The following is a 23,686-nucleotide window of genomic DNA, read 5'->3' as shown; positions in this document are numbered from 1 at the left end:
ATGGATACCACCACGGCACAACGGATTGCCCGGCGCTTCGTCGGCTTGCCCCTGGACCAGCGTCGCCAGATCCTGGAAAAGATGCAGGCCACCGGGCAGAGCTTCAGGCTGCTGCCGATTGCCGTCACCCGTCACGAGGTCCCGCGCATTCCGCTGTCCCATGCCCAGCAGCAGATGCTGATTCTCTGGCAACTGGAGCCGGGCAACAGCGCCTATAACGTGCCGATGGCCGTGCGCTTGAGCGGCGGGCTGGATGAGGCGGCACTGGGACGGGCCCTGGAACGGCTGGTGCGGCGGCATGAAAGCCTGCGCACGCGGTTTGTCTCGGATGAGGGCGCGTTTCATCAGGAGATTCTTGAGCAGTCCGTGGTGAGCCTGGTGCGGGTTGACGTCTCGGGGACTGTCGCCGACAGTGCCGAGGAGCACCTCAAGGGGTTGGTCGCCGCCGAACTGAGCGCGCCGTTCGACTTGCTGGAAGGGCCGTTGCTGCGGGTCAGGCTATTCCGCCTGGGCGAAGCCGAACACGTGCTGACCCTGTGCATGCACCACATCATCTCCGACGGTTGGTCGGGAGAGGTGTTGGTTCGTGAATTCATCCGTTTCTACCTCGGCGAACTCGAAAGCGCCGCTAACCCTGTAGGAGCCGACTTGCTGGCGATGACGGCGGTGAATACAACATCGCAATCGCCGGCAAGCCAGCTCCTACAGGGACCGCGTCTGGCCTTGCCGGAGCTGCCGATCCAGTACGCCGACTTCGCCATCTGGCAACGGGCCTGGCTCGAAGCCGGCGAGGGCGAGCGCCAACTGGCTTATTGGAAAGAACAACTGGGCGACGAACATCCGCTGCTGGAACTGCCACTGGACCACGAGCGTCCGGCGCAACCGAGTTACCGCGGCGCTATCGTCCACAGCGACCTGACGCCGGCCCTCTCGGCACAACTCAAGAGCCTGGCCCGGCAGAACGGCCAGACCCTCTTCATGCTCAGCCTGGCGGCGCTGGCCGTGGTGCTTTCGCGCTACAGCGGCCAGGCCGATATCCGCATCGGCGCGCCGAATGCCGGACGCAGCCGCGAGGAGCTGGAAGGGCTGATCGGCTTCTTTATCAACACCCAGGTCCTGCGGGTACAGGTGGACGAACGCGCCAGCTTCCAGCAACTGCTGGAACAGGTGAAACAGGTGGTGACCGGCGCCCAGTCCCATCAGGAGCTGCCTTTCGAACAACTGGTGGAAGCCCTGGCTCCGGAGCGCCACCTCGGTCATAACCCGCTGTTCCAGGTCAAGATCAACCAGAACGTGCTGGCTGCTGCCAGCGCTGGAGACAAGGCCCCGGACCTGAGCGTCGAAGCCTTCGCCATCGATATCGTCGACGCCCGCTTCGACCTGGCCCTGGATTTCACCGACACTCCACAGGGCGTCGAGGCCAGCTTCACCTATGCCACAGATCTGTTCGAGGCCGCGACCATCGAGCGCATGGCCGCGTCCTGGCGTCAGGTACTGGAGCAATTGGTGCGCACCGTTGAACAACCGTTGCTGGAACAACCCGTTAGCGCTGCCCAGCCCATCGAGCACCAGGCCGCGCCATGGCCCTTTACCGATTTTCTCGCACTCTGGGAACAGGGTCGGCAGATCGGGCGTGGCCAGCCCGCGTTACACGCTGCCGGTCAATCGATCGACTACGACGAACTGGAGCGCCGTTCCAACCGGCTGGCGCACTACCTGCACGCCCAGGGCATCGGTCGCGGTGATGTGATCGCCCTGTGCCAGGAGCGTTCCTTCGAGTGGGTGATCGGGTTGCTCGCCGTGCTGAAAACCGGTGCGGTCTACCTGCCCCTGGATACGGCGCAGCCGAGGGAACGTTTGCAGCAACTGCTCAAGGACAGTGCCGCCACGCTGCTGATGCATGCGCCGGGCGATAACAAGTCCGCCGGCCTGGGTGTTTGCCCGGTGCTGGCCCATGACCCCGGACAATGGGCCGATTGCAGCGCCGAATCCCTGGCGATCCGAGTCCTGCCGGAACAGCCGGCCTATATCATCTACACCTCCGGTTCCACCGGGCAGCCCAAGGGTGTGCTGATCAGCCATCAGGCTTTGGCGAACTATGTGCAGGCGTTGTTGCAACGCCTGGAGCTGGCGCCCGGGACGAGCATGGCGCTGGTCTCGACCATTGCCGCCGACCTCGGTCATACCCAGTTGTTCGGTGCCCTGGCGTCCGGTCGCCCACTGCACCTGATGGCCGCCGAACACGCCTTCGATCCCGACGGCTTCGCGGCCTATATGGCCAAGCACCAGGTTGATGTGCTGAAAATCGTCCCGAGCCATTTGCAGGGCCTGTTGCAGGCCGCGCGGCCGGCGGATGTGCTGCCCCGGCAATTGCTGGTCCTCGGTGGCGAAGCCAGCCCCTGGGCGCTGATCGAGCAGATCCGGCACCTGGCGCCGGAGTGCCGTATCGTCAATCACTACGGGCCGACGGAAACCACCGTGGGCATCCTGACCCACGAAGTCCGGGAGCGCCTGGTGGGTTGCCGCACGGTGCCGGTGGGGCGGCCCCTGGCCAACGATCAGGCGCGGGTGCTGGACGCCTGGCTCAACCCGGTGGCGGAACGTGTCGCCGGCGAGCTGTACCTCGGTGGCGCCGGTCTGGCCCAGGGTTATCTGGGACGGGCGGCCATGACCGCCGAACGTTTTGTGCCCGATCCCGAGTCCCGGCACGGCGAGCGCCTGTACCGTGCCGGTGACCGGGCGCGGATGATTGACGGCCGGGTGGAATACCTCGGTCGGGCCGACGACCAGGTGAAGATTCGTGGCTACCGGGTCGAGCCCGGCGAAGTCGCGCAGGTGCTGCAAGGCCTGGACGGTGTACGTGAAGCAGTGGTCCTGGCCTTGCCGCTGGACAGCGATGCCTCGCGCCTGCAACTGGTCGCCTATTGTGTGCCTGTCTCCGGCACCGAACTGGCGGTCGAGACCTTGCGCCAATCCTTGCTGGCCGAACTGCCGGAGTATCTGGTGCCGGCGCATATCGTCGCCCTCGAACGCCTGCCGCTGACCGCCAACGGCAAGCTCGACAAGCGTGCATTGCCGAAACCGGGCGTCGCCGGCAAACGTTACACCGCGCCGGTCGGCGAGATCGAAGAGAAACTCGCGGCGGTCTGGGCCGATGTGCTCAAGCTGGAGCGGGTCGGCAGCAGCGATAACTTCTTCGAACTGGGCGGCGACTCGATCCTCAGTCTGCAGATCATCGCCCGGGCCAAGCGCCAGGGCATCAGGTTGAGCCCCCGGCAGTTGTTCGAGAAGCAGACCATCGGCCAACTGGCGACGGTGGCCCGGCTGATCGAGAAGAAGGCCGAGGTGGTCGAGACGGTGCGGGGCAACCTGCCGCTGTTGCCGATCCAGGCGCGCTTTTTCGAATTGGACATCCCCCAGCGTCAGCACTGGAACCAGGCGCTGATGCTGGAACCGTCGACAACCCTGGACCCGGCGCATCTGCGCAATGCCTTGCACATGCTTATCGAACGGCACGAGGCCCTGCGCCTGAGCTTCGAGCTGAGGGACGGCGTCTGGCAGGCGAGCTTCCGCGCGGGCCCCGCGATTGATCCGTTGTGGGTGCACGAACTCGACGATCCGGCACGGCTGACCGAGCTGGCCGACGAAGCCCAGCGCAGCCTCGATTTGAAACAGGGGCCGTTGCTGCGGGCACTGCTGGTCAACCTGCCGCAAGGGCAACAGCGTTTGCTGCTGGTGATTCACCACCTGGCGGTGGACGGGGTGTCCTGGCGTGTGCTGTTTGAAGACCTGCAACAGGCTTACACCGCTTTGGCGGCGGGCCGCTCGCCGGTCCTGGCACCGCGCAGCAGTTCGCTCAAGGCTTGGGCCGAGCACCTGCAAGGTTATGCCCATGGCCCGCTGCTCAAGGCCGAACGCGACTACTGGTTGCAGAGTCTCGGGGATGTAGAAGGCGAGTTGCCCCGGGATAATCCGCTGGGGGCCAATACCCGGCGCCAGGTTCGTTATGCCCGTTCGTGCCTGAGCAAAGACCTCACCCAACAACTCTTGAAAGTGGCCCCGGCGGCCTATCGCACCCAGGTCAACGACCTGCTGCTGACCGCCCTGGCCCAGGTGCTGTGCACCTGGAGCGGGCAGGCCTCGGCACTGATCCAGTTGGAAGGTCACGGTCGCGAGGACCTGTTCGAGGACCTTGACCTGAGCCGCACCGTGGGTTGGTTCAGCAGCCTGTTTCCGCTGCGGCTCACGCCCGAGGGCGAGCCGGGCGCGAGTCTGCGCGGCATCAAGGAACAATTGCGCGCGGTGCCGAACAAGGGCATCGGCTACGGCATTCTGCGTTATCTCGGCGATGCCGAAACCGTCGCGGCTTTGCAGGCGTTGCCCGAAGCCCGGGTGACCTTCAACTACCTGGGGCAGTTCGATACCGACGCCGCTCCTGGCGAGCGCGCGCTGTTGATCCCGAGCGCCGATGACAGCGGTGCGAGTCAGAGTGAAGAGGCACCGCTGGGTAACTGGCTGAGCCTCAATGGCCAGGTCTACGACGGCCAGTTGCAACTGGACTGGAGCTTCAGTGGCGAGGTCTATCGCGGCGAAACCATCGAGGGCCTGGCGGTGGCGTACGAGCAGGCGTTGGCCGAGGTGATCGCGCACTGTGTCCGCGATGAGCACCACGGCGTGACCCCGTCGGACTTCCCGCTGGCGGGCCTGAACCAGGCCCAACTGGATCGTCTGCCGGTGGCGGCGCGGGACATCGAGGACGTCTACCCGCTGTCGCCGATGCAGCAGGGCATGCTGTTCCACAGCCTGTCGGCACCGGCCTCGGGCAACTATCTGAACCAGATGCGGGTCGATGTGACGGGGCTCGATGTGCCGCGTTTCCACGCCGCCTGGCAGGCCGCCATCGACCGTCACGAGGCGCTGCGGGCGCGCTTTGCCGAAGGCAGCGGACAACCGCTGCAGGTGATTCGCAAAACCGAGGCCCTGGCGTTTGTCGAGCAGGATCTGCGTGGCCGCGACGGCCTTGACGCGTTGTTGGCCGAGCTGGCCGAAGTGGATCTGCAACGCGGCTTCGACCTGGCCTGCGACCCGCTGTTGCGCCTGACGGTATTGCGCACCGCCGAACAGCATCACCACCTGATCTACACCAACCACCATATCCTGCTGGATGGCTGGAGCAGTGCGCGGCTGTTGGGCGAGGTACTGGAACATTACAACGGGCAAGTGGTGACGCCGCCCGGCAGTCGCCTGCGCGACTACATCCAGTGGCTGCAACGCCAGGACAGCGGCGCCGATCAGCGTTTCTGGACCGAGCAGATGGCCGCCTTCGTCGAACCGACCCGCCTGGTGCAGGCGTTCAAGGCCGGTGGTGTGGCCGAGGCCCGGGGTTATGGCGAATATCGCCAGACCCTCGACACAGCGCGGACCCTGCAGCTGGGCGAGTTCGCCCGCGAGCAGCGGGTTACCCTCAACACCCTGGTGCAGGCGGCCTGGCTGTTGCTGCTGCAACGCTACACCGGCCAGCGCAGTGTCACTTTCGGCGCCACCGTGTCCGGGCGTCCGGCGGACCTGCCCGGCGTCGAGGAACAACTGGGCCTGTTTATCAACACCCTGCCGGTGCTGGGCAGTCCGGGGCCGGAGCTACAGGTCGGCGACTGGGTGCAGCAAGTGCAAGCGCGCAACCTGGCCTTGCGCGAGCACGAACACACCCCGCTCTATGACATTCAACGCTGGGCCGGCTGGAGCGGCGAAGCACTGTTCGACACCTTGCTGGTGTTCGAGAACTACCCGACCTCGCAGGTCCTGGAGCAGGGCGCTGACAACGGACTGTCCTTCAGTGGCTTGCAGAGCCGGGAGCAGACGCACTATCCGCTGACCCTGGTGGTGGAGGTGGGCGAGGTCATGTCGGTGGACTACCGCTATTCCCGGCAGCAGCTCTCGGACGCGGCGGTGGTGCAGTTGGCCGGGCATTTCGAACACCTGCTGCTGGTCCTGGCCGATTCGGCCCGGCAACGCCTGGGCGAACTGCCGATGCTCGCTGGCGCCGAGGCGCGGCAGACGCTGGACGCGTGGAACCTGACCCATGCCGACTATCCGGGACCCTGGTGCCTGCACAGCCTGATCGAGGCCCAGGTACAACGCTCGCCGGAGGCGCCGGCGCTGGTGTTCGACGGACAATTGTTGAGTTATCGCCAGCTCAATGCCCGGGCCAATCAACTGGCCCATCGCTTGCGCGAGCAAGGGGTTGGACCGGATGTGCTGGTGGGTATCGCCGCCGAGCGCAGCCTGGAGATGGTCATCGGCCTGGTGGCGATCCTCAAGGCCGGTGGCGCCTATGTGCCCCTGGACCCTGAATATCCTCGCGAACGCCTGGCCTACATGATCGAGGACAGCGGCATCGACCTGCTGCTGACCCAGCGCCATCTGCTTGAGACCCTGCCGATCCCGGCCCATGTGCGCAGCCTGTGCCTGGATGCTCCCGAGTCGTTTACCGCCAGCGAGGAAAATCCGCGCAACCTGACCTTGCCGGACCATCTGGCCTACGTGATCTACACCTCGGGCTCCACCGGACGGCCGAAGGGCGCCGGCAACAGTCATCGGGCGCTGTACAACCGTCTGGCCTGGATGCAGAAGGCCTATGACCTGAAGGCCCACGACACGGTCCTGCAAAAGACCCCGTTCAGCTTCGATGTGTCGGTCTGGGAGTTTTTCTGGCCGTTGCTGACCGGCGCCCGCCTGGCCATTGCCAGGCCAGGTGAGCATCGCGATCCGCAGCAACTGATGGAAAGCATCGAGCGTTATCAGGTCAGTACCCTGCATTTCGTGCCGTCGATGTTGCAGGTATTCATGGCCGGGGTTGATGTGCGGCGCTGCCGCAGCATCCGACGCCTGGTGTGCAGTGGCGAGGCACTGCCGGCCGAGTTGTCCCAGGAGGTGCTGAAGCGTCTGCCCCAGGCGGCGTTGTACAACCTCTATGGCCCGACCGAAGCCGCCATCGACGTGACCCACTGGACCTGCACGGCGGATGACAAGCTGAGCGTGCCGATTGGCCGACCGATCGACAACCTCAAGGGCCATGTGCTGGACAACGGCCTGCTGCCGGCCGCGTTCAGTGCCGCCGGTGAGTTGTACCTCGGTGGCGTCGGTCTGGCCCGTGGTTATCACCGACGTCCGGCGCTGACCGCCGAGCGCTTTGTCCCGGACCCGTTCGATGAGCACGGTGGCCGTTTGTATCGCACCGGCGACCTGGCCCGTTATCGTGACGAGGGGGTGATCGAGTACGCCGGGCGTCTCGATCATCAGATCAAGATTCGCGGTTTGCGCGTGGAGCTGGGTGAGATCGAGGCCCGGTTGCAGGAGCATCCGGGTGTACGCGAGGCCAACGTCATCGATATCGACGGGCCGCTGGGCAAGCAGTTGGTGGCGTACCTGGTGCCGGTCGAGCGCGATCTGGTTGATGCCGGAGCTGTGGCGCAAGGCCCGTTGCGTGATGCGCTCAAGGTCCATCTCAAGGCGCAATTGCCGGAGCATATGGTGCCGGCCCATCTGGTGCTGCTGGAAGGCATGCCGCTGAGCCCGAACGGCAAGCTGGATCGCCGGGCGTTGCCGGCGCCGGATGTGAATGCCTCGGGGCCGGGCTACCGGGCCCCGCGTACCGAACTGGAGCAGCGCCTGGCGGCTATCTGGGCGCAGGTGCTGGAGGTCGAGCGGGTCGGGCTGGATGACAACTTCTTCGAGCGTGGCGGTCACTCGCTGCTGGTGATCGCCCTGGTCGGACGCCTGCGTGAGGCGTTTGATGTGACGATCAAGTTGCATGATTTCCTGTTGCTGCCGAACCTGGAAGCGCTGGCGGATTTCCTGCTGGAAGGGGAGGCGCGGGTCAAGTCGCCGGTGATTGCCATGAACGCCTGCCGCAATGACCGGAGTCCGCTGTTCTGCCTGCCGCCCGGTGGTGGTGGGGCCTACGCCTACTACCCGTTGGCCGGGACGCTGGGCAATCAGCGCCGGGTCTATGGGCTGGTGAACAGGAGTTATGTGGTGCCGGGCTGGTTCGATGAGTCCTGGGATGGCATGGTGGCCTACTACCTGGAGCAGATCCGCGCCACCCAGCCGCACGGGCCTTACAACCTGTTGGGCTGGTCATTGGGTGGGGCGTTGGCCGTCGAGGTGGCCCATCGTCTTGAGCAGGCGGGTGAGCGGGTGGGTTTTGTCGGGCTGGTGGATTCGCTGATGCCCCAGGGGGGCGAGGAGCACCCTGCCGAGCCTGAAGTGCGGGCTGATGCGCAAGTCGAGGAGCCTGGGTTGTATGGGCCGTTGTTGAGCAGCCTGCTGGCTTTTGTGCCTGGGGTCGATGAAGCGACGGTGCTGGGCTTCCTGGAACAGGCGCGGGCGAGCTTGAGTGATGAACAAGCAGTGGTCGAGTGGGTGATCGAGCAGGTGGCCGAGGTAGGCGGGGTGAGTGTCGAGCGCTTGCGCGAGATCCACCGCGATATCGCGTTGCAGGACGAGATCGAGACCGGGTATCGCCTGCTGCATGCCAATGCAGTGTTGAGCGAGGCCTTCAGCCTGAAACCGCTGGCGGTGAAGGTCGATTGCTGGTGGGCGACGGGCAGCCGCAGTGCCGCGCGGATACATGAGGCCGAGGCGCGGTTGCTGCGTGAATGTTCGGTCAATGGCCTGGCGGGGTCGCGGGTGCTGGAGGAGACTCATGACAGCGTCATCCTCAGTCCGGCGTTGTTGAATGCAGTGCTGGAGTGCCTGGCCGCTGAATAAGGCCAGCCCACGATCCTTGTAGTGGCGGTGCTGATCCTGGCCCGCCATTTGGATCGACACGATTACCTGTAGGAGCCTGGCTTGCCAGCGAAGAGGGCCTTGAGGGCGCAAAGAGCTTCGCGGGCAAGCCAGGCTCCTACAGGTTTATGGTGTGTTCCCGATGGGGGGCGACAGATATTTCTGCAGCCATTAAAAAAGCCAAGGGTATGGGCCCTTGGCTTTTTTATGCACGCCTGGTGGGTTTACCCACCAGGTTGCTTCGAGGATCAGAAGTCCGCGCGGACGGTCAGCATATAGGTGCGTGGATCGCCGTAGTAGTTGCCACGACGTAGCTCACCCAGGGACTTATAGTAGGCCTTGTCGAAGACGTTCTTCACGTCCAGCCCGACCTTCCAGTTCTTGTCGATCTTGTACGATGCCAGCGCATCCCACACCGCACGTCCGCTGTTGGATATGTTCGGACCAAAATCATTCGTCGAGTAGCCGCTCTGTGCCGAGACCCCGCCGCCCACGGTCAGGTGGCTCCAGTCGCCTTGCAGGTTGTAAGTGGTCGAGGCCCGCAGCATGTGCTTGGGCGTCTGGTAGTCGGTCGGGCCACCAGTGCTCGTATTGGTGACGTTGAAGGTATAACCGCCAGCCACCTGCCAGCCCGGCAGCACTTCCCCGCTGGCCTCCAGTTCGTAACCCTTGCTGCGTTGGATTGAACCGCCGAGGTAGCAGTAGCCACTCGGGTCATTCGAACAGAAAGCGTTTTCATCCGGATCCACTGTCGCGACGTTTTTCTGCTTGATATAGAACACTGCCGCCGAGACGTTCAGGCGTCCGTCGTACAGTTCGCCCTTGATGCCGGTTTCGTAGTTGGTACCGATGGCCGGGTCCAGCAGCTTGCCGCTGGAGGTTTGATACTGGCTTTGTGGCAGGAAAATATCCGCGTAGCTGGCATACCACGACCACTGATTGTTGAAGTCGTAGATCAGGCCGGCAAAGGGTGTGAACTGATGGTCCTGGCGGTTCGATTGCTTGCTACCGGTATACGCGTTCTTGGTCTGGTACTGGTACCAGGATAGTCGCCCACCCAGCACCAGGCTTAGATCTTCGGTCAGATGCAGGCGGGTATTGCCGTAGACGCCGTAGCGACGGGTATCGTCGTCGGTGATCTTGTCCCAGGCGGTGCGCAGGGGCTCGGCAACAGCGTTGTGGTCGGGGTCGAACACATTGATAGGGGTGTTCAGGTCTATGTTGGTTTCCTTGCTGCGCAGCTTTTGGTCCGACCAATTGGCCCCCACCATCACCGAGTGCTCCAGGCCAAAGGCATTGAAGTTACCGGAGAGGTTGCTGTCCAGCCCCGTGCTGACCACCGAGTCCTGGCGGAACAGCGCGTCATACAGTTTTGATCCTGTGCCTGTGACCGGATCGATGCTGCCGCGTGGCAGGGCTACCTGTTGATCGTAGGCTCCCTGGCTGCGGGTAACCGAGGTCTTGCTCTTCCAGTCGTCGTTGAAGCGGTGTTCCAGCTCGGCGAAGACTTCGGTCTGCTGGTTTTCATGACGGTTCCAGTTCTGGGACAGCGACGTAGCGCGGGATATCCCCAGTGGCTGGCCATTGCTGTAGCGCGGCAAACCGAAGATCGAGTAGCCATTGGTCACGCTGGTCTGGTTACGCAGGCCTACGGACAGGGTGGTGTCGTCGTTCAGGTCGGCCTCGACGATGCCATAGAACACCGGCTTGCGGCTGCTGGCTGAGTCATAAAAGTAGTGCCGGTTCTCGTTGGCGACCACCATGCGCCCGCGTACCGAGCCCGAGTCGTTGAGGCGCCCGGTGGCGTCCAGGTCCATGCGATAGAAGTCGTTGGAGCCGATGCGGGTGGTGATGGAGTAGTGCGGGTCGGCACTCGGCCGCTTGCGCACCAGGTTCACCGCGCCGCCGGGGTTGCCGTTGCCCACCAGCAGGCCGGCTGCGCCACGGAGGATTTCCACTCGGTCAAACACCGCGGTGTCTGGGGTGATCCAGCCGGTAGGGCTGTAGGTCAGGCCGGGCACGCCGTCGATCATGTAGGCGTCGGCCCCCAGCTCAAAACCCCGAGAGTTGTACTGGTTGTCACCGAAGTTACGGCTCTGCAAGGTAATGCCGGTGGCCTGGTCCATCACCTGTTCAAGGGAAGTGAGGTTCTTGTCGTCCATCTGCTGGCGGGTCACCACGGTGACCGACTGCGGGGTTTCGCGCAGGGTCTGGGCGGTCTTGCCGATGGTTACCGCGCCGGTGGTGTAGGAGCCGGTGCCGTCGGTGTTGCTGCCCAGGGCCTGGCCGCTGATGTTGGTGGCGGCCAGGGTCAGGCCCGAGCCCTTGGCGGCGGTATCGCTCAGGGTCAGGGTGTCGCCCTGCAGGTTGTAGTCGACGCCGGTGTTCTTCAGTAACTCACTGGCGGCCTGGCCGGGCGTAAACACGCCTTTGACCGGCGCACCGTGAAGACCCTGGACCCGCTCCGGGTTGTACAGAATCTGGATATTGCCCTGGCGCCCCAGTTCCTGCAGGGCGCTGCCCAACGGTTGGGCGCCGATGTTGAATTCGAACTCCTGGGCCTGGACCTGTGCCGCCAGGGGCAGTGCCAGCGCCATCCCCATGACGGCCAGCGAAGGTGGCGAGCAGAACAGCTGGCGAACCAGCAACGCTTTGCTCAAGGGTGTGAGGCGGTGTTGTTTTGGCATTGTGTCTGCTCTTGTCAAAATTGCTGGAAAAGCGAGTGAGAATTTTTTGCATTTGAAATAAAGACGTACGAGGGCGACAAAGACGGAAAAGAAAAGTGAAAAAAATGGTGACGGGAGGGCGCTGCGGTCTCTATGTGTAGGGGCCGGCTTGCTGGCGATTGGCCCTCAAGCCTTACATCGCTCTCAAGGTCGCCATCGCCAGCAAGCTGGCTCCTACACGGGGTGTGGGTGTTACGAGAAGGCGTTTTCAGTGAAGGCGTGCTGTTCCTCGCGACGCTCGACCTTGATCTGTCCGGCCTGCATCCGCACCAGTTGGTCGGCCACCGGGAAATAACGGTCGTCGTGGGAAATCACGATGATCGTCTTGCCCTGCTGGCGCAGCTCGGGCAGCAGTTCGGTGTAGAACACCCGGCGGAAGGCCGGGTCCTGGTCGGCGGCCCATTCGTCGAACACCAGCACCGGACGCTGGTCCAGCCAGGCATTGATCAGCGCCAGGCGCTTGCGCTGGCCGGTGGACAGGTCGGTGGTGGTGAAGCGTCCGTCGCGGATGCTGACCTTGTGGGCGATGTCCAGGCGTTCCAGGTACTTGATCGATTCCGGGGGTAGCAGGTCGTCGCCCTGGAGCACTTCGTCGAACAGGTAGTAGTCGGCAAAGATGGTGGTGAACAACTGCCGGTAATCATCCAGGCCCTCGGCGGTCACCGCCTGGCCGTTGAGGCGCACCTCGCCCTGTTGCGGGCTGTACAGCCCCAGCAGCAGCTTGATCAGGGTGGTCTTGCCGCAACCGTTCTCGCCGACGATAAAGAGGATCTCGCCCTGTTTGATGGTCAGGTTCACCGGCCCCAGGTGGAAGGCCTGGCTGCCTTCCACCTGGGGGTAGTCATAACGCAACTGATGCAGTTCGATGCTCTGCAGCGGCGCCGGGGCGGCCTGGCGGTCCTGGATCAGCAGGTGCGGTTCCGGCGAAGAGAACTGCCAGGACAGCTCGGCGATCCGGCGCAAGGCGATTTCCGCGCGGCTGATGATCGGCAGGGTGTTGATCAGGCGTTCCAACGGACCTTTCATATACAGCATGACCAGCACGAAGCCACCCAGCACGGTGCGGTCAGTCCCGGGCCAGAGGGCCTGGAAGGTGATGGCGATACCGATCACGGCGAAAAACAGCATCGAGCCGAAGGTTTCCGCGCTGACGAAGATATTCGCCGCACGGATGTTGGCCCGGCAGATCCGCTCGGTGGTGCCGTGGATCTGTTCATCGTGCATATGCTGGCGGCGCTTGCGCTGGATCCGCAGTTCCTTGGCCCCGGCCGAGATCGCCTGGTAGTGCTTCTGCAATTCGTCTTCGCCGTCGCGGGCGCTGAGGATGCTGCGCATGCCGTAGCGGTGCGCCAGCCATTGGGCGCCGGAGCCGATGATCACGGTGACCACGGTCAGCAGCAGGATCTGCCAGGAGAGCATCGCCAGGTAGGACAGGCAGCCCAGGGTCACGGTAAAGGCGATCACCATCGGCGCCACCGACAGGGCGAAGGTGCTCAGGGTGCTGACGTCCCCCAGCAGTACCGGAATCAGCCGGTGGGCGCGGTAGCGTTCGAGTTGCTCGATGGGCGCCACCAGCACCTGGGCGGCCAGTTCGCGGCGCAGGCGCGCGACCACCTGTTGGCCGACATAGTTGGTCAGCAGGTTGGACAGGGTGGAGCAGGCCAGGGTCAGCAGGCACAGGCCGCCGAACAGCAGGGCGGTGTGGCTGTCGGGCCCGGCGGCGGCGTTCATGGCGTTGTTGACGGTGGCCAGCAAGCCGGTGACGCTGAGGCCGCTGACGATCCCCAATACGGCCGAAAGTACGACCAGCAGCCAGAACGGCTTGAGGATCCTGAAGGTTTCCCGGGCGAGACTTGGGGCTGGGGCAGGCATGGGGGCTACTCGTGAAGGGGCTGTAGAAGCGGGCGCCCCGGAAGGCGCCTTGAACTCTGTAGACGAGTCGATGGGGCCGGGATTTAGGGCGCTACGGTCCCTGTAGGAGCCGGCTTGCTGGCGATAGCGATTTCCCAGGCGATGGTGATGTCGACTGTCAGATCGCATCGCCAGCAAGCCGGCTCCTACAGGTGGGGCTCAGAGCTCGCGGGCGACCCGGAAGCCCAGCCAGTCGCCACGGGTAATGGCGCTGCGTTCATTGCGATTGCCCGAGCGCGAGAACACCGGCGCTTCGCTCCAGTCGTTGCCACGAATCACCCGGCGGTCCTCGCATTCCTTGCTGTCCAGGCGCGGGCTGCCGTCGGCGGGCGCGCCGACATAGCTGTCGACGTAGCAATCGGCCGTCCATTCGTAGACATTGCCGTGGCCGTCATACACGCCATAGGCGTTCGGCGGGAAGCTGCCGCCCGGCGAGGTGTAGCTGAAACCGTCCGCCGGGCCGTAGGTGTTGGCGTGCTCGGCAATGCTGTAGCCCTTGTCCTTGTCGAACGGGAAGGGGAACGAGCCACTGGTGCCGCCACGTACCGCGTATTCGCGCTGCGACTCGCTGAGCAAATGGTATTTTTTTCCGGTCTTTTTCGACAGCCAGTCGGCATAGGCCTGGGCTTCGTGGGCGTCCATGCACACCGCCGGTTGCCGGTCGCCCTGGGGGTAGCGCGGCTGGCCGGCCAGGCACTCGCGGCCGGGGCGGGTATCGCCGTCCGGCATCTTGTAGCCGGTGTCACGGATGTAGGCCTTCCACTCACCGCTGAGTACCTGGAAGCGGCTGACGGCGAAGGCCCTCTTGAAGGTTACCGGGTGCATCGGACCTTCATCAGCTTCACGTCCGACTTCGTCCTCGGGGGTGCCCATGGTGAAGGTGCCGGCGGGCAGCACGACCATCTCCGGGCAATCCTTGCAGTCCTTGAACACCTTGCCCGGCAGTGGCGGGTTGGCGGCCAGGGCTGCGTTCGGCAGCCAGGCGCCGAGCAGGGCGCTGAGGATCAGTGCGGGCCAGAGGCCGACGCGAGACCGGGAAACAAGCAGGTGGAATTTCATGAAAGTTCTCGCAGGCAAGGAATGGAAATCGGAAAGCGCTGGCGGTCATAACTGTTTGCCCAGCAGGGCCATGAAACGGTCGATCTCGGCCTCGTTGTTGAGCAGGCCTGGCGCGGTCCTTACGACCGGCCCGACATCGCGATCCACCGCATCGACCACCACCTTGTTGCGCATCAGGTAGGCGGCGACCTTGTCGCTGTCCTGGCCCTTGACCCGGAAGAAGCTGAAGCCGGCGGACAGTTCGGGGTTGATCGGCGTGACCAGTTCGATCCGTGGGTCGGCTTGCAGGCGTTGCTTGATCAGGCTGTTCAACTGCTGGATACGCGCCTGGACCTCGGCCTTGCCCAGTTGCAGGTGCAGTTCGAAGGCCTTGTCCAGCGCCCAGCGATGCTCGAAGGCGTGGTAGCCGCCGGGGCTCATGGAGGTGGCGAAGTTGGTGTCTTCGGAGAAGGTCGGCAGCAGTGGGCTGACGTCCCTGACCTGTTGCGAGCGGGCGCAGACAATGCCGGTGCCGCGGGGGCCGAACATCCACTTGTGGGTGCCGGCGATAAAGAAGTCGCAGTGCATGTCCGGGAAGTCGAGGTTATCCACGCCAAAGCCGTGCACGCCGTCGACCACGTAGAGGATCCGGTCCTTGTCGTCGCGCTGGCGATTGTGTTCGGCGACCAACTGGCCGATCTGGCCGATCGGCAGTTTCACCCCGCTGCCCGATTGCACCCAGGTCATGCCGAGCACCCGGGTCTCGGGTTTGATCGCGCGGTCGATATTGCCGATCACCTCGTCGGCCGAAACCAGCGCCGGGTCCTTGAACAGGCTGATCTTGCGGACCCGGGTACCTTCGCGCTCGCTGCGCAGGCGCAAGAGATTGCGGGTCGAATAATGTTCGTGTTCGGTGGTGAGGATTTCCTGGTCGGGGCGCACATGGATGCCGCCGTAGATCATCGCCAGGCCCTCGGTGGTGCTGCCGGTCAGGGCGATCTGCCCGGGCTCGGCCTTGAGGTAGCGGCCGGCCCACAGGCGGACCTGGGCTTCGCGTTTCCAGGTTTCCTGCAGGTCCCAGTCCATGGCCAGCCCCGGGTTGCGGTCGATGGCGGCGCGGTGCTGCTCGATGGCCTCGCGCACGGGGCGAGGGTGGGAGGTCACCAGGAAGTTGGAGAAGTGCAGGTAGTCGGGGTCCTGGTCGAACAACTGGCGCAACCCGGCCCACTTGTCCGTGGACAATGCCGGGTTCTCGGCTGTGACCGGGCTGGCGGCCAGCGCATTCAGGCTGGCACCGAGGGGCAGGCCGGCGGCGAGTACGCCGGCCTGCTTGAGAAAGGTTCTACGATCGGTCATGGGCAATTCACTGGCGCGAGAGCGTGGCGGTGGGTGACGTGGTGCCGGGGCGGGCGGCTTTCTGCACCTGGTCCCAGACCCGCAGGAAGTTGCCGCCCCAGAGCTTGGCGATATCGGCTTCGGAGTAACCGCGATCGAGCAGTTCGGCGGTGACGTTGCGTGCCTCGCTGACATCCTTGAAGCCGTCGATGCCGCCGCCGTCGTTGAAGTCGGAACTGATGCCGACGTGATCGATGCCGATCTTCTTCACCGCATAGTCGATGGCGTTGCCGAAGTCCTTGAGGTCGGCCTTGGGTTCCTCGTCGAGAATGGCGTAGAGGGCGCTGGCGTATTGGCCGAAGCGTTGTTCCGGCCAGACGGTGATGATCGGGTCGCCGGGCATCAGGGCCATGGCCAGGTTGGGCAGGGGCGGCAGGTCGAAACGTTTGCGCAAGGTGTTGAGCTTGTCCTGGGTGCGCTGGCTCAGCGGGCGCAGATAGGCCGGGAACGCGACGATCTGGACCACGCCGCCGCTGTTCTTGATCAACTGCATTTCCTTGTCGCTGAGGTTGCGCGGGATATCCACCAGGGCGCGGGGCGCCGAGTGCGAGGCAACCATCGGTGTGCGGCTCAACTGGCTGACCTGTTCCAGGGCCTTGGTCGACATCTGCGAGACATCGATGATCACCCCCAGGTCGTTGAGACGATGCACGGCCTGCTGGCCGATCTCGGAGAGGCCGTCGAGGGCATCCGGGGTGTCGTTGAGGAACGGCAACGGGCGCGAAGAGTCGGCCCAGTCGTTGTTGCCCACGTAGCTGAAGCCGAACATGCGCATGCCCCGGGCGGCCCACAGGTCCAGGCGGTCGAGGTCGTGACCGAGGGGATAGGCGTTGAGCATGCTGATGAAGATCGCGAACTTGCCTTCGCCGTGCAGGCGCCGCATATCGTCGGGGCTGTAGGCGATGCCGACGCGGTTGGGGAAGTCACGGACCAGGCCGCTGATGATCTGGTAGCGCACCTCCTGCTGTTTGCGCGCCTCCTCGACAAAGCCGGCGGTGGGACGGTGCGGGGCATTCGGGCCGTTCCAGATTTCCGGCCAGCCGAACACCGTCAGCGCGGCGGCGGACAGCCGTCCGCGGCCGGTCTTGGCCAGGTCGAACTGGCCGCTGCCATCCTTGTCGGCTTCGCGGCCTTCGGTGCCGAAGGTCAGGGGCACGGTGATATGGCTGTCGAAGCTGATGATCCGGTCCTGAAGCTCGTCGGCCTGCTTCATGATCTTCAGCGAGTAACCGGGGTTGGGCCACAGGTCCCAGGTCAGCCAGGCTGCGGCGGCGCAGAGCCCCAGGGCCAGGGGCAGGCCGATGTAGAGCGCCTTTTTCGAACGCGGTTTTATCATTGCCATCTCATTGTGGTTTGCCGATGTTGCTATCTGGGAAGAACGGATGGCGTTCGTTCTGATTTAGGCGCCGCGCCCGGCTAAATTTCCTACGCAGTGCAACGTTCTAGCTTGGATAAAGCCTGCTTCAGGGCTGACACAGGTAGGGCGATGACGATTTCTCGACGAGGCTTCATGGCGGGCCTGGCGCTCACGGGCGTAGCTGTTCCCGTGGCTTATTACGCGCACCGCGAACTGACCCGGGACAGGGAGCCCGTCACGCCGGGCGAGGCCACGGTCGATCTGCTCGACATGGCCGGCCGGCGCTTGGCCAACAATCTGCGCGGGGTCTGGAGCCTGCATTTCACAGGACGTGACGCGGGCCTGGATGGCCTGCCCCTCGAAGGCCTGGAACTGTTCCTCGATATCGCCCCGCGTGGTCGCGGCTTGCGCGGTTTCATTGACACCGCCCAGGCGTTGCGGGCTGATGGTCAACCCCGCTGGCGGCTGGTCGGTGACCTTGCCGAGAGCGACGGCTCGCGGCTGTTCTGGCGCCTGAGCCTGGGGGACGCCGAGAGGCCGCTGTATGAATTCAGCCTGGTTCTGGATGAAGTCTGGGCCACGTTCGGCAACGCCGGCAGTGGCACCTTGAGCGGTCATGTCGAGCGCCTGGACCGGCCGCTGGCCTTGCCGCAACTGGACAACCGCTTTGTCGCGGTCAAGCAGGTGTTTCCCGAAGCCCGCGAACGTATCGGCCTGGGCGCGCCCCTGCTGGCCTGGCTGGTGTCCCCCGAGCACCGCTTGTTCCACCAGCTCTGGCATGCTTCCCGGGACAAGTGGCACACCCTCCCCGAAGACAAGCGCAATGGCTTGCGCGGGATCGGCTGGCAGCCCGGTCCCCGGGACAAGGAGCGCGACGCCCGTGGCAAGCGCAAGGATCGCAACGGTTCAGGCATCGACTTTTTCTTTATGCACCGGCATATGTTGCGCATGGCCCGCTCGTTCCAGGCCTTGCCGTCATGGCGCGCGTTTCCGCTGCCCCAGCCGGAGCTGGAGCGCGATCGCCAGGGCTTTGCCCGTTATTTCGATAACCACGATGGCTGCGCCGTGCCGCCGACCTGGCTGGCCGACGGTGACGACGAATACAGCCAGTGGGTCGGCGATATCAAGAGTGCCGAGACCTGGCACAGCAACTTCCAGGCCTGGGAGTCGCGTTACAGCGATCCGCGTTATCTGTCCCGCTTGACCCTGGGCCAGTTCGGCTCCGAGGTCGAGCTGGGGCTGCATGACTGGCTGCATATGCGCTGGGCTTCGGTGGCGCGCGATCCGTCCAATGGCGCGCCGGTGCCCATGGCCCGGGAGTTCACCGACTTTGCCCCGCGCTGGTATGCGCCGCAGAACGACTTTCTCGGCGATCCGTTTTCCTCCCATGTGAACCCGGTGTTCTGGATGTTCCATGGTTGGATCGATGATCGGCTGGAGGATTGGTTCCGGGCGCACGAGCGTTTTCATCCGGGGGAGGTCACGCGCCAGGAGGTCAATGGCGTGCCCTGGTTCGCTCCCGGGCGCTGGGTGGAAGTGGACGATCCCTGGCTCGGGCCGACCACCCATGGTTGCAGCACCACGCCGGGATTGAACATGGGCAAGACGGTGGAGATGGACCCGGAGACCATGAAGCTGGCCTTGCGGATTACCTTTACGCCGGAGAAGGACCTGGCCGGGTTGTTGCGTCGGGTACCGCGCCGGCCGTGGTATGCGCGGCATCTGTCGATCAAGGATCGGTTGCTCTGATACTCGCTCGCCACAGGAACGCGCTCGGCTTCAAATTTCCTTGGCCGAACGCCCTTCTTGTGTCTGCCAGCCGCCACCAAGTGCTTTGTACAACGCAATACTGGCCTGCACCCGCGACAGGCGCAGCTGTACATTCTGGTCCTGGGCCGCATACAACGTGCGCTGGGTTTCCAGTACCGTGAGCAAATCCTCTGCCCCGGCCTGATAACGGCTCTGGGCAATCTCGAAGGCCCGTTGCGCCTGCTTCAGTTCTTCATCCTGCCAACGCCTTTGCTGATCAAGGCCACTGATGCTGTTCAGGGCTTTTTCGACATCGGCGAAACCGTTGACGATCGCCCCCCGGTAGCTTTCCAGCAACTCTTCCTGGCGCGCCGTGGCCCGGTCGCGTTCGGCCCGCAGGCGGCCGTTGTTGAAGACCGGCGCGAGCAGGCCGGCACTCAGGGTGTAGAAGGGCGTGCGCAAGGCATCGGCGGCCCGGGTGGATTCCGAGCCCAGGCCGGCACCCAGGGTGAGCTTCGGCAACAAGGCCGCCCGCGCCACCTCGACATCCGCCTGCGCCGCCGCCAGTTGCGCTTCGGCCCGGGCAATGTCCGGACGTCGGCGCAGTAGTTCGCTCGGTACGCCGGCATCAATCGACGGCCAGCTCAGGCTGCTGAACGGCTGGGCACCGATCCGCAAGCTCTGGACCGGCTGGCCCAGCAATGCCGCGAGGGTAATCAGCGACTCCCCGGCCTGCTGGCGCACCAGCGGTAATTGTCGTTCCTGGCTGGCCACCAGGCTTTTTTGCTGGGCCAGTTCCAGCGCCGTGGCCGAGCCCGAGTCGTAGCGGGTCCGGACCAGTTCCAGCACCCGTCGGGCATTGCTCAGGTTCAACCCGGCGATAGCCTCCTGCTCGCGAGCGGACAGGGTGCGGGCATACTGGTCGGCAACACCGCCGAGCAGCGTCAGTTCCACCGTTGCCCGGTCATATTCGCTGGCCCGCAGGCTCTGCACGGCGCTGTCGCGGGCAGCGGCGACACCCCCCCAGAAGTCCACCTCGTAGCTGGCGCTGAGGTTGGCGCCATAACTTTTGCTGCTGTTGTCACTGTCGGCATTGTCCCGGTTGTTCAGCAACTGGCTGCGGCTGCCGTTCAAGCCCAGGGTCACCTGCGGCAGCAGCGGGGCACCGGCGATCACCGCCGTGGCCTGGGCCTGGCGCACCCGGGCGAGGGCGGCGGCGAGGTCATGGCTGTCGACGCGGGCCTGCTCGATCAACCGGTCCAGCTCCGGACTGCCGAACCTTTGCCACCAGAGGGTGCTGGTCTGCCGGGCGCTGTGTCGTGTTTCGAACTGCCAATGAGCCGGTGACGGCGTGCCGTCGTCCGGACGCGGTGCGGGCCCGCCGCAGGCATTGAGCAGCAGGCAAATGGTCAACAGGGAAAAGCGCGGTTTCATGGGTTCGATCATTCACTGGTAAGCGCTGTGACCGGGTCGAGCCGGGCAGCTTTGCGGGCCGGCATAAAGCCGAAGAGGACGCCGGTGACCAGGGCGCAGGCAAAGGCGCCGATCACGGCGCCCAGGGAAAACGCCACGGCGACCTTGGCCAGCAGCAGGACGCCACCGACCGCCAGGGCGAGGGCCACTCCGGTCAGGCCGCCGACCACCGAAAGCATCACCGCTTCGGTGAGAAACTGGCGCAGGATGTCGCGCTGGCGGGCGCCGGTGGCCATGCGGATACCGATTTCCCGGGTGCGTTCGCGCACGGTCATGAGCATGATGTTCATCACCCCGATGCCCCCCACCAGCAGGGAGATGGCGGCAATCGAGCCAAGCATCAGCGACAGGGTGTTCTGGGTGCGGGCCTCGGCCTGGATCATCGCGGCGTTGTTGGTCAGGCGAAAGTCCCGGCGGCCGTCGTGCATGCGCAGCATCACCTGGTCGATGGCCTTCTCGGCGTCGCGGACATTGCGCCCGTCGCTGGTGGCGATGGCGACATATTCCGGATTGTGCGTACCGAACAGCCGGACACTGGCGGCCGAGTAGGGGATCGCCACGCGGTCGTCGCTGTCGGTCTCGCCGGAGGTGGCGCCTTTTTCCTGGAGCACGCCGACCACCTGGAACGGCACGTTTTCGATGAGAATGTACTGACCGATGGGGTCGGCCACCTCCTTGAGCAGTTTGTCGCGGACCTTGTGGCCGATCACCGCCACGGCGGCTCCGGCATCGGCATCGGCCTGGGTGAAGTAACTGCCCTCGACCACCGGCCAGTTGAAGATCGCCGGGAACTGGGTGTCATTGCCGCCGACATAGGCGGTGTGGTCGAGGTTGCCGAAGCGCACCACGGCGTCGGCGCCGTTGACCGGCATGATCATTTTTACCTGGGGCAGTTCCGCCAGCGCCGCCACGTCGTCCAGGCTGATGATCCCCAGCGGGGCCCGTGGCGCGGCCGGCGCGCCACTCAGGTAGATGATGTTCGAGCCGAACGCGCCCATCTGCGCGATCACCTGGCGCTTGCTGCCTTCGCCGACCGCAAGCATCACCACCACCGAGGCGACCCCGATGACGATGCCGAGCAGGGTCAGGGCGGTGCGAAAGCGGTTGATCCACATCACCCGCCAGGCCGCTTGCACGGCGTCCACCAGCTCGCTTTTCCAGGCGCCACGATAGGCGCTGCCGTCACTCAGGCGCTGGCGCAGGTCGATCGCCTGCAGGGCGACGGGGTCGTTGCCGCGCTGCAGCTCGGGGTTGTCGCGGGTGCTGTCGCTGACGATCAGTCCGTCGCGGATCTCGATGATCCGTTTGGCCCGGGCGGCGACTTCACGGTCGTGGGTAATAAGGATGATCACATGGCCCTGGCTGGCCAGTTCGTCGAGCAGCGCCATGACTTCGGCGCCGCTGTGGCTGTCGAGGGCGCCGGTGGGTTCGTCGGCGAGAATGATATGGCCGCCGTTCATCAGGGCCCGGGCAATCGATACCCGCTGTTGCTGGCCGCCGGACAACTGGTGCGGGCGGTTGCCGCCACGGCTGGCCAGGCCCAGGCGCTCGAGCAGGGCGGCGGCGCGGGCCTGGCGCTCGGCGGCCGGGGTGCCGGCATAGATCGCTGGCATCTCGACGTTCTCCCGGGCCGAGCCGGACGGAATCAGATGATAGCCCTGGAACACGAAACCGAAGGCCTCGCGGCGCAGCCAGGCGAGGGCATCGCTGTCGAGTTCGGCGACGTTTTCACCGGCGAACAGGTAGCGTCCGGAGGTCGGCCGGTCGAGGCAGCCGAGGATATTCATCAGGGTCGATTTGCCCGAGCCGGAGGCGCCGACGATGGCGACGAACTCGCCGGCATGGATCCTCAGGTCGATGCCGCGCAGCACCTGCACCTCGGGACTGTCGCCGCCGCCATAGGCCTTGCGGATGTCCTGCAGGTCGATCAGTGGCGTTTGCATTCAGCCTCCACTGCCGGTCGCGGGGCCGATCAACAGATGGTCGCCCTCGGCCAGCCCGTCGAGGATCTGCACCCGTAGCCGGTCACTCATGCCGGTACGCACCTGGCGCGTCTGGATCTCGCCGTTACTACTGACCACCCGGGCCGTCTGCAGCGGCGCCCGCGAGTCGCCTTGCAGGGCGGCGATCGGCGCGGTGAGGACGTTTTGCGCCTGGTCGGCGACGAAAAACACCTGGGTGGTCATGTCCGCCATCAGCGCCTGGTCGGCGTTGTCGACATCCAGCAGCACGGTGTAAAGCACCACCCGCGAGCTGCCGCTTTTGTTACTGCTGCTGGAACTGCTGCTGCTCTGGCTGCCGGCTTCGAGGGGCTTGGGCGGTACCGGGAGGATCTGTCGGACCGTGCTGGTCCAGCGCCGGCTGCCGCCACTCAAGGTGGTGAAATAGGCGTGCATGCCGGCTTTGACGTGGCCGATATCGGCCTCCGAGACTTCCGCCCAGACCGTCATCGGCGACAATCGGGCGATGCGCAGGATCAGCGGCGTCTGTTGCTGGGCGTTGAGGGTCTGGCCTTCGCGGGCATCGAGGGCGACCACGGTGCCGCTCATGGGCGCATAGATCCGCGTGTAACCCAGCTCCGCCTCGTCGCTGCGCAGGCTGGCCTGGGCCTGGAGAATCTGCGCGCGGAACATGTCGATGCGCGCCTGGGTGGTGCGCAGCTCGGCTTCGGCCGCCTGCACATCCTCGCTGCGGGTGGCCCCGCCGGCGCTGAGCTGTTGCTGGCGCTGGTACTTCTGCCGTGCCAGGTCATGCAGGGCACGTTGTTCCTGCAACTGGGCCTTGAGGTTTTCAATCGAATAGCGACCGGCATCGAGCTTGGCCTGCTGGGTCGACGGGTCGATCTCCACCAGCAACTGGCCTTCCTTGACCTGATCGCCGATTTCGACGTGGATCTTGTGGATCTGTCCGGAGGCCTGGGCGCCGACGTCGACGTAGCGACGTGGATGCAGGGTGCCGAGGGCGGTGACGCTGCTTTCGATATCGCCACGGGCGACCGTGACGGTGGCGAAGCGATCATGCCCCGGTGGCAGGATCTGCCAGGCGGCCAGGGCGACGACGGGGATCAGGCAAAGCGTGACAAGCAGGGCGCGGCGGGTGCGTCGGGGACGGTTCATGCAGGGTTCCAGCCGATGGAAAGTCGGTCCGTGACGACGCGGCGGGCACACGGGGGCACCGCGGCACTCGTTGTCGCCGGGCGACAAACACGGGAGCTGCAAGATAGACGAGAGGTCGGCGCGGGAATTTAAGT

General features: G+C 64.8%; 10 protein-coding genes. 2 read left to right on the top strand and 8 right to left on the bottom strand.

Annotated features, from left to right (window positions below; all coding sequences use genetic code 11):
* Entirely contained in the window at positions 1–8,769 is an 8,769-nt protein-coding gene (locus M5B42_RS08805) for a non-ribosomal peptide synthetase (RefSeq protein ID WP_248745578.1), read from the top strand.
* Between the two features lie 266 nt (positions 8,770–9,035).
* Here the strand turns inward: M5B42_RS08805 and M5B42_RS08800 are convergent, their stop codons facing one another.
* The 5 genes from M5B42_RS08800 to pvdM form a co-directional block, all read right to left on the bottom strand.
* Entirely contained in the window at positions 9,036–11,474 is a 2,439-nt protein-coding gene (locus M5B42_RS08800; protein ID WP_248745577.1) for a TonB-dependent receptor, read from the bottom strand.
* A 231-nt stretch (positions 11,475–11,705) separates the two neighbouring features.
* Positions 11,706–13,385 carry a cyclic peptide export ABC transporter gene (locus tag M5B42_RS08795; protein ID WP_248745576.1) on the bottom strand — a complete coding sequence of 560 codons (1,680 nt, stop codon included), beginning with the start codon at positions 13,383–13,385 and terminating at the stop codon, positions 11,706–11,708.
* A 198-nt stretch (positions 13,386–13,583) separates the two neighbouring features.
* A complete protein-coding gene (locus tag M5B42_RS08790) occupies positions 13,584–14,483 on the bottom strand; it encodes a formylglycine-generating enzyme family protein (protein WP_248745575.1) in 900 nt (299 codons plus the stop codon).
* 45 nt (positions 14,484–14,528) lie between these two features.
* Positions 14,529–15,818 carry an aminotransferase class V-fold PLP-dependent enzyme gene (locus tag M5B42_RS08785; RefSeq protein ID WP_248745574.1) on the bottom strand — a complete coding sequence of 430 codons (1,290 nt, stop codon included), beginning with the start codon at positions 15,816–15,818 and terminating at the stop codon, positions 14,529–14,531.
* Between the two features lie 7 nt (positions 15,819–15,825).
* Positions 15,826–17,193, bottom strand: a complete 1,368-nt coding sequence (gene pvdM / locus M5B42_RS08780; protein ID WP_103498086.1) for a pyoverdine-tailoring dipeptidase-like protein PvdM — start codon at positions 17,191–17,193, stop codon at positions 15,826–15,828.
* A gap of 150 nt (positions 17,194–17,343) precedes the next feature.
* Between pvdM and M5B42_RS08775 the strand changes: the two genes are divergently transcribed.
* On the top strand, positions 17,344–18,963 hold the full coding sequence (locus M5B42_RS08775) for a PvdJ/PvdD/PvdP-like protein (RefSeq protein ID WP_248745573.1): 1,620 nt from the start codon (positions 17,344–17,346) through the stop codon (positions 18,961–18,963).
* Between the two features lie 30 nt (positions 18,964–18,993).
* Here the strand turns inward: M5B42_RS08775 and M5B42_RS08770 are convergent, their stop codons facing one another.
* The 3 genes from M5B42_RS08770 to M5B42_RS08760 are packed head-to-tail and all read right to left on the bottom strand — an operon-like array spanning position 18,994 to position 23,552.
* Positions 18,994–20,397 carry an efflux transporter outer membrane subunit gene (locus tag M5B42_RS08770; protein ID WP_248745572.1) on the bottom strand — a complete coding sequence of 468 codons (1,404 nt, stop codon included), beginning with the start codon at positions 20,395–20,397 and terminating at the stop codon, positions 18,994–18,996.
* An 8-nt stretch (positions 20,398–20,405) separates the two neighbouring features.
* Entirely contained in the window at positions 20,406–22,379 is a 1,974-nt protein-coding gene (locus M5B42_RS08765; protein WP_248745571.1) for a MacB family efflux pump subunit, read from the bottom strand.
* Complete coding sequence (locus M5B42_RS08760; RefSeq protein ID WP_248745570.1) at positions 22,380–23,552, bottom strand: efflux RND transporter periplasmic adaptor subunit; 1,173 nt, start codon at positions 23,550–23,552, stop codon at positions 22,380–22,382.
* Between the last annotated feature and the right edge of the window lie 134 nt (positions 23,553–23,686).

The sequence above is a fragment of the Pseudomonas sp. MWU12-2037 genome (assembly GCF_023242345.1).
Taxonomy (GTDB): Bacteria; Pseudomonadota; Gammaproteobacteria; order Pseudomonadales; family Pseudomonadaceae; genus Aquipseudomonas; species Aquipseudomonas gingeri_D.
Note: the sequence above shows the minus strand (reverse complement) of the source record. Positions and strands in the feature narration are given on the sequence as shown.

What these genes read in the sequence shown, in the direction of transcription:
- M5B42_RS08770 (WP_248745572.1), bottom strand. Translation starts at nt 20,397, where the DNA reads ATGAAACCGCGCTTTTCCCTGTTGACCATTTGCCTGCTGCTCAATGCC.
- M5B42_RS08775 (WP_248745573.1), top strand. Translation starts at nt 17,344, where the DNA reads ATGACGATTTCTCGACGAGGCTTCATGGCGGGCCTGGCGCTCACGGGC.
- M5B42_RS08800 (WP_248745577.1), bottom strand. Translation starts at nt 11,474, where the DNA reads ATGCCAAAACAACACCGCCTCACACCCTTGAGCAAAGCGTTGCTGGTT.
- pvdM (WP_103498086.1), bottom strand. Translation starts at nt 17,193, where the DNA reads ATGATAAAACCGCGTTCGAAAAAGGCGCTCTACATCGGCCTGCCCCTG.
- M5B42_RS08765 (WP_248745571.1), bottom strand. Translation starts at nt 22,379, where the DNA reads ATGCAAACGCCACTGATCGACCTGCAGGACATCCGCAAGGCCTATGGC.
- M5B42_RS08805 (WP_248745578.1), top strand. Translation starts at nt 1, where the DNA reads ATGGATACCACCACGGCACAACGGATTGCCCGGCGCTTCGTCGGCTTG.
- M5B42_RS08795 (WP_248745576.1), bottom strand. Translation starts at nt 13,385, where the DNA reads ATGCCTGCCCCAGCCCCAAGTCTCGCCCGGGAAACCTTCAGGATCCTC.
- M5B42_RS08785 (WP_248745574.1), bottom strand. Translation starts at nt 15,818, where the DNA reads ATGACCGATCGTAGAACCTTTCTCAAGCAGGCCGGCGTACTCGCCGCC.
- M5B42_RS08790 (WP_248745575.1), bottom strand. Translation starts at nt 14,483, where the DNA reads ATGAAATTCCACCTGCTTGTTTCCCGGTCTCGCGTCGGCCTCTGGCCC.
- M5B42_RS08760 (WP_248745570.1), bottom strand. Translation starts at nt 23,552, where the DNA reads ATGAACCGTCCCCGACGCACCCGCCGCGCCCTGCTTGTCACGCTTTGC.